Source organism: Actinoplanes sp. NPDC051633, assembly GCF_040681735.1.
Taxonomy (GTDB): Bacteria; Actinomycetota; Actinomycetes; order Mycobacteriales; family Micromonosporaceae; genus Actinoplanes.
In genome coordinates, this window is sequence record NZ_JBFAZH010000365.1 from 1 (window position 1) to 6531 (window position 6531).

Here is a 6531-nt window from a genome sequence, read left to right on the forward strand (position 1 = left end):
CGACGCCCCCGGTGTCTATCGCTTCCGCGATCCCCAGGGCCGGGTGATCTACGTCGGCAAGGCGAAAAGTCTGCGGAGCCGGCTCAATTCGTACTTCGCCGACACCTGGTCGTTGCACGCGCGCACACAGCAGATGGTCACCACCGCGGGGGCGGTCGACTGGGTGACGGTCGGCAGCGAGGTCGAGGCGCTCCAGCTGGAGTACACCTGGATCAAGGAGTTCGACCCGCGGTTCAACGTCAAGTACCGCGACGACAAGTCGTATCCGTTCCTGGCCGTGACCCTGAACGAGGAGTATCCGCGCCTGCAGGTGATGCGGGGCGCGAAGAAGAAGGGCGTGCGGTATTTCGGGCCGTATTCGCACGCGTGGGCCATCCGCGAGACCCTCGACCTGCTGCTCCGCGTCTTCCCGGCGCGCACCTGCTCGGCCGGTGTCTTCAAGCGCGCCGGGCAGATCGGCCGGCCGTGCCTGCTCGGCTACATCGGCAAGTGTTCGGCGCCCTGCGTCGGGTCGGTGAGCGCCGACGAGCACCGCAACATCGTGCTGGACTTCTGCGACTTCATGGCGGGCAAGACCGACACGTTCGTCAAGCGGCTCGAGCACGAGATGCTCAACGCCTCCGAGCAGCTCAACTTCGAGCACGCCGCCCGGTTGCGCGACGACATCGCGGCCCTGCGCCGGGCAATGGAGAAGCAGACGGTGGTGTTCGGCGACGGCACCGACGCCGACGTGGTGGCCTTCGCGGAGGATCCGCTGGAGGCTGCGGTGCAGGTCTTCCACGTCCGCGACGGCCGCATCCGCGGTCAGCGCGGCTGGGTGGTGGAGAAGGTGGAGGATCTCACCACCGGTGACCTGGTGCACCACTTCTGCGTCCGGATGTATGGCGACGAGCAGGGCGGCGACGTGCCCCGGGAGCTGCTCGTCCCGGAGCTGCCCGAGGACTCCGCGGCGCTGGCCGAGTGGCTCGGCGACAAGCGCGGCGGCCCGGTGCGCCTGCGGGTGCCGCAGCGCGGTGACAAGCGGTCGCTGATGGAGACGGTGTCGCGCAACGCCGGCGAGTCCCTGGCCCGGCACAAGTTGCGCCGGGCCGGCGACCTGACCACGCGCAGCAAGGCGCTCGACGAGATCGCCGACGCCCTGGGCATGGAGACGGCGCCGCTGCGGATCGAGTGCTTCGACGTGTCGCAGATCCAGGGCACCGACGTGGTGGCCAGCATGGTCGTCTTCGAGGACGGCCTGCCGCGCAAGAGCGAGTACAGGCGGTTCGCGGTGCGGGGCAACGCGGACGGCAGCGGCACCGACGACCTGGCGGCGATGAGCGAGGTGATGCGCCGCCGGTTCGCGCGGTACAAGGCGGAGGCCGGGCCGGCCCCGATCGAGCCCGTCGACGAGCCCGCCGACGAGCCCGCCGACGAGCCCGTTGAGCCCGGCGAGCCCGGCGAGGCCGGTGACACCAAGGAGCTGCCCGGCATCGACCCGCTGACCGGCAGGCCGCGGCGGTTCGCGTACCCGCCGCAGCTGGTCGTCGTGGACGGTGGCCAGCCCCAGGTCAACGCGGTGGCGGCCGTTCTGTCCGACATGGGCATCACCGACGTCGCGCTGTGCGGGCTGGCCAAGCGGCTCGAGGAGGTCTGGCTGCCGGGCGACGACTTCCCGGTGATCCTGCCGCGCACCTCCGAGGCGCTCTACCTGCTGCAGCGGGTCCGTGACGAGGCGCACCGCTTCGCCATCACATTCCACCGGCAGCGGCGGTCCAAGCGGATGACGGCCTCCGCCCTGGACAACATCCCGGGGCTGGGGGAGACGCGGCGCAAGGCACTGTTGCGGCAGTTCGGTTCGCTGAAACGGCTGGGGCAGGCCACGCCGGAGCAGATCGCCGAGGTTCCCGGGATCGGCCGGCGCACCGCCGAGGCCGTGCTCGCCGCGCTGGCGCCCGCGCCCAAGGAGGAGCCGGCGGGGGAGCAGGAGGAAGCAGCCGTCCCGGCCGGTGGGGCCGGGCGGACCAAGGCGGGCGCCAACCGCAACCGCGGCGCCAAGCCGGCGCGTCCGATCGGATAGTCGACAGAGATTCACCGGCCGGGATCCACCGGCCGGGCACGGGCCGGCCGACTTCGGCGTCTCCGGCGGGCGCCGTTCGGACTGGCCATAAGATGTTGTGTCCGCCCGTGTGGGCGGGCGAGTGATGCAGGAGGCGTGCGTGGCGGATCTGTCGGACGAGACTCTGGCCGAGGAGGACACCGACCTGGTGGTGGTCACCGGGTTGTCCGGCGGTGGCCGGAGCACGGTCGCCCGCGCGCTGGAGAACGTCGGCTTCTACGTCGTGGACAACCTGCCGCAGGCGTTGATGCTCGACATGGCACAGCTCGCCTTCCAGGCCGGCGGCGCAGCCCGGCGCACGGCGATGGTGCTGGATGTGCGCAGCCGCGCGTTCTCCACCGACCTGGCCGGTGCGGTGCGTGCGTTGAAGGACCGCGGGTTCTCGCCGCGTGTGGTGTTCGTGGACGCCGACGACGAGGTGCTGATCCGCCGCTTCGAGTCGGTGCGGCGCTCGCACCCGCTGCAGGGCGACGGGCGGCTGGCCGACGGCATCGCCGCCGAGCGCAAGCTGCTGGAGGAGGCCCGCGAGCAGGCCGATGTGATCATCGACACCAGCCACCTCAACGTCAATCAGCTGCGCCGCCGGGTGGAGGAGCTGTTCGGCGGCGAGGATGCCCGCAAGCTGCGGATCACCGTGCTGTCCTTCGGTTTCAAGTACGGCCTGCCGCCCGACGCCGACTACGTGATGGACGCCCGCTTCCTGCCGAACCCGTTCTGGGTGCCGGAGCTGCGTGACCACACCGGCCTGGAGGAGGCGGTCAGCGGCTACGTGCTGGGCCAGGAGGGCGCGTCGAACTTCGTGGGGACCTACGCCGAACTGATCGCGGCCACCGCACCCGGCTTCGAGCGTGAGGGCAAGCGTTACCTGACCGTGGCGGTGGGCTGCACCGGCGGCAAGCACCGCAGCGTCGCCATCGCCGAGGAGTTGACCAACAAGCTGCGCGACATCCGGCTGTCCGCACACACGTCGCACCGCGACTTGGGACGTGAGTGAGGAGCGCGGGAGTGACGGGCGGCGACCGCATGGCCTGGATCCCCAGGGATCCGGCGCATCCGCGTCTGCGGGTGGTGGCGTTCGGCGGCGGGCACGGGTTGAGCGCCTCCCTGCGCGGGCTGCGCCAGTGCGAGCCGGAGCTCGAGCTGGACATCACCGCCGTCGTGACGGTGGGCGACGACGGCGGGTCCAGCGGCCGGCTGCGCCGCGAGCGGGACGCGCAGCTGCCGCCCGGCGACCTGCGCCAGGCGCTCGCCGCGCTGGCCTCCGGCGACGAGAAGGCCCAGCGCACCGCCGCCCTGCTGCAGCACCGCTTCCAGGCGATCGGCGACGGCGACCCGGATCCACTGACCGGCCACGCGGTCGGCAATCTGCTGCTGCTCGGGCTGATGGAGCTGCTGGGCGACCCGGTCGAGGCGCTCGACCATGCCGCCGCGATGCTCGGCGCGCACGGCCGGGTGCTGCCGATGGCCCGGCGCGCGATCGGCATCGAGGCCGACGTCCGCGGCGGTGACCCGTCCCGGCCGGAGGAGACGGTGGTCGTTCGCGGTCAGCATCAAGTCGCGATCACGACGGGGCACGTCGAGGCGGTCCGCCTGGTGCCGGCCGCACCGCCCGCGTGCCGGCCGGCCCTCGCTGCGATCGCCGAGGCGGACTGGCTGATCTTCGGTCCCGGCAGCTGGTACACCAGTGTCCTGCCGCACCTGATGGCGCCGGAGCTGGCCCGGGCGATCGTGGACAGCCCGGCCCGCCGGCTCATCACGCTCAACCTGGCGCCGGACAACGAGACGCTCGGCATGTCGGTCGCCGACCATCTGGGGGAGCTGCACCGATATCTGCCGGAGCTGCGCGCCGACGTGGTGCTGGCCGACGCGAAATGGGTGGGTGAACCCGAACCGGTGCATCACGCCGCGGAACGGCTCGGTGCACGGCTCGTGTTGGCACCACTGGCCGTTGCGGACGGCAGCCCGAGGCATGATCCTGAGTCGTTGGGCGTTGCACTGGTGCCTGTCCTGGGTGCCGCTCGTTAAGCATCTGGCGTACGACACACGTAGTTCAAGATCCGGCGCATGAGGTGACGAAGACGATGGCGATGACGGCAGCAGTCAAGGACGAGCTGAGCCGGGTCGACGTACCCAAGCCCTGCTGCCGGCGGGCGGAGATGGCCGCCCTGCTGCGCTTCGCGGGCGGACTGCACATCGTCTCCGGCCGCGTCGTGGTCGAGGCCGAGTTGGACACCGGCGCGGTCGCCCGGCGGCTGCGGCGGGAGATCGCCGACGTGTACGGCTACCCGAGCGAGGTGCACGTGCTCGCCTCCGGCGGCCTGCGCAAGGGCAGCCACTACATCGTCCGGATCGTCAAGGACGGCGAGGCGCTGGCCCGGCAGACCGGCCTGCTGGACGTCCGCGGCCGGCCGGTCCGTGGCCTGCCGCCGCACGTGGTCTCGGCCAACGTGTGCTGCGCGGTGGCCGCTTGGCGCGGTGCCTTCATGGCGCACGGCTTGCTCACCGAGCCCGGCCGGTCCAGCGCACTGGAGATCACCTGCCCCGGCCCGGAGGCCGCGCTGGCCCTGCGCGGCGCCGCCCGCCGCCTCGGCATCACCGCCAAGGAGCGCGAGGTGCGCGGCGTGGACCGCGTGGTGATCAAGGACGGCGACGCGATCTCCGCCCTGCTCACCCGCATCGGCGCGCACGGCAGCGTGCTGGCCTGGGAGGAGCGCCGGGTCCGCCGCGAGGTGCGTGCGACGGCCAACCGGCTGGCGAACTTCGACGACGCGAACCTGCGCCGCTCGGCCCGCGCGGCGGTGGCCGCGGCGGCCCGGGTCACCCGCGCGCTGGAAATCCTCGCCGACGAGGCGCCCAACCACCTGACCAGCGCCGGCCGGCTGCGCCTGGAGCACCGGCAGGCCTCGCTCGAGGAGCTGGGCGCCCTGGCCGACCCGCCGCTGACCAAGGATGCGATCGCCGGACGTATAAGGCGTCTGCTCGCCCTGGCCGACAAGCGGGCCCGTGACCTGGGCATTCCGGACACCGAGGCGGCTGTGACCCCGGACATGATGGTCGTCTAGCGGCCCGGATAAGGTATGTGCGACGGCGATGGTGCCGGGCACATGGCATGGACCGCGCTGCTCCGACTCGTTCACGGGGGGCGGCCGCGGCGGCCACACGAAACTCGCCGGCCGAGGAGATGACAGGTCGGCCTAGTACGAGGAGATCCTGTGACCATCCGGGTTGGCATCAACGGCTTCGGCCGTATCGGCCGCAACTTCTTCCGGGCCGTGCTCGCGTCCGGCGCGGACATCGAGGTCGTCGCCGTTAACGACCTGACCGACAACGCCACGCTGGCACACCTGCTGAAGTACGACTCGATCCTGGGTCGCCTGCCGCACGAGGTGAAGGCCACGGCCGACGAGATCACCGTCGGCGGCAAGACCTTCAAGGCGTTCGCGGACCGTGACCCGGCCAACCTCAAGTGGTCGGACGTCGGCGCCGACGTGGTCATCGAGTCGACCGGCTTCTTCACCGACGCCACCAAGGCCAAGGTGCACGCCGACAACGGCGCGAAGAAGGTCATCATCTCGGCGCCGGCCAAGAACGAGGACATCACGATCGTGATGGGCGTCAACGACAACCTCTACGACGCCGCGAAGCACACGGTCATCTCCAACGCCTCCTGCACCACGAACTGCCTGGCCCCGATGGCCAAGGCGCTGCACGACGCGATCGGGATCGAGAAGGGTCTGATGACCACGATCCACGCGTACACGCAGGACCAGAACCTGCAGGACGGCCCGCACAAGGACCTGCGCCGCGCCCGCGCCGCCGCGCTCAACGTCGTGCCGACCTCGACCGGCGCCGCCAAGGCGATCGGCCTGGTCATGCCCGAGCTCAAGGGCAAGCTCGACGGCTTCGCGATGCGCGTGCCGATCCCGACCGGCTCGGCCACCGACCTCACCTTCACCGCGTCCCGCGAGACCTCGGTCGACGAGGTCAACGCCGCGGTCAAGGCCGCCGCCGAGGGTGCGCTGAAGGGCTACCTGACCTACACCGAGGACGAGATCGTCTCCAGCGACATCGTCACCGACCCGTCGTCCTGCATCTTCGACGCCGGCCTCACCAAGGTGATCGGCGACCAGGTCAAGGTCGTCGGCTGGTACGACAACGAGTGGGGCTACTCGAACCGCCTCGTCGACCTGGTGAAGCTGGTCGGCTGACGTTGAAGACTCTCGACGACCTGCTCGGCGAGGGTGTCTCGGGCCGGCGGGTGCTGCTGCGCGCCGACCTGAACGTCCCCTTCGACAAGAACGACAGCTCGGTCATCAGCGACGACGGCCGCATCCGCGCGGTGCTGCCGACGATCGTCGCGCTGCGCGACGCCGGCGCCAAGGTGATCGTGTGCTCGCACCTCGGCCGGCCCAAGGGCGCGCCGGACCCGAAAT

General features: G+C 71.1%; 6 protein-coding genes. All 6 read left to right on the forward strand.

The features are described from left to right. Positions 1–2059, forward strand: a 2059-nt coding sequence (gene uvrC / locus AB0M20_RS20645; protein WP_364300385.1) for an excinuclease ABC subunit UvrC, incomplete at its 5' end; no start/stop codon positions are given. Between the two features lie 124 nt (positions 2060–2183). Then, positions 2184–3092 (forward strand): RNase adapter RapZ, encoded by a 909-nt coding sequence (gene rapZ, locus AB0M20_RS20650; RefSeq protein WP_364300389.1) that lies wholly within the window; start codon positions 2184–2186, stop codon positions 3090–3092. Positions 3093–3121: 29 nt separating this feature from the next. Next, a complete protein-coding gene (gene yvcK, locus AB0M20_RS20655; protein ID WP_364300391.1) occupies positions 3122–4123 on the forward strand; it encodes a uridine diphosphate-N-acetylglucosamine-binding protein YvcK in 1002 nt (333 codons plus the stop codon). A gap of 56 nt (positions 4124–4179) precedes the next feature. Next, complete coding sequence (whiA, locus tag AB0M20_RS20660) at positions 4180–5160, forward strand: DNA-binding protein WhiA (protein WP_364300393.1); 981 nt, start codon at positions 4180–4182, stop codon at positions 5158–5160. A 150-nt stretch (positions 5161–5310) separates the two neighbouring features. Continuing rightward, a complete protein-coding gene (gap, locus tag AB0M20_RS20665; RefSeq protein ID WP_364300387.1) occupies positions 5311–6306 on the forward strand; it encodes a type I glyceraldehyde-3-phosphate dehydrogenase in 996 nt (331 codons plus the stop codon). After that, positions 6303–6531 (forward strand): phosphoglycerate kinase (pgk, locus tag AB0M20_RS20670; protein WP_364300395.1); only part of this gene is annotated, 229 nt, incomplete at its 3' end. The genes gap and pgk, both read left to right, overlap by 4 nt.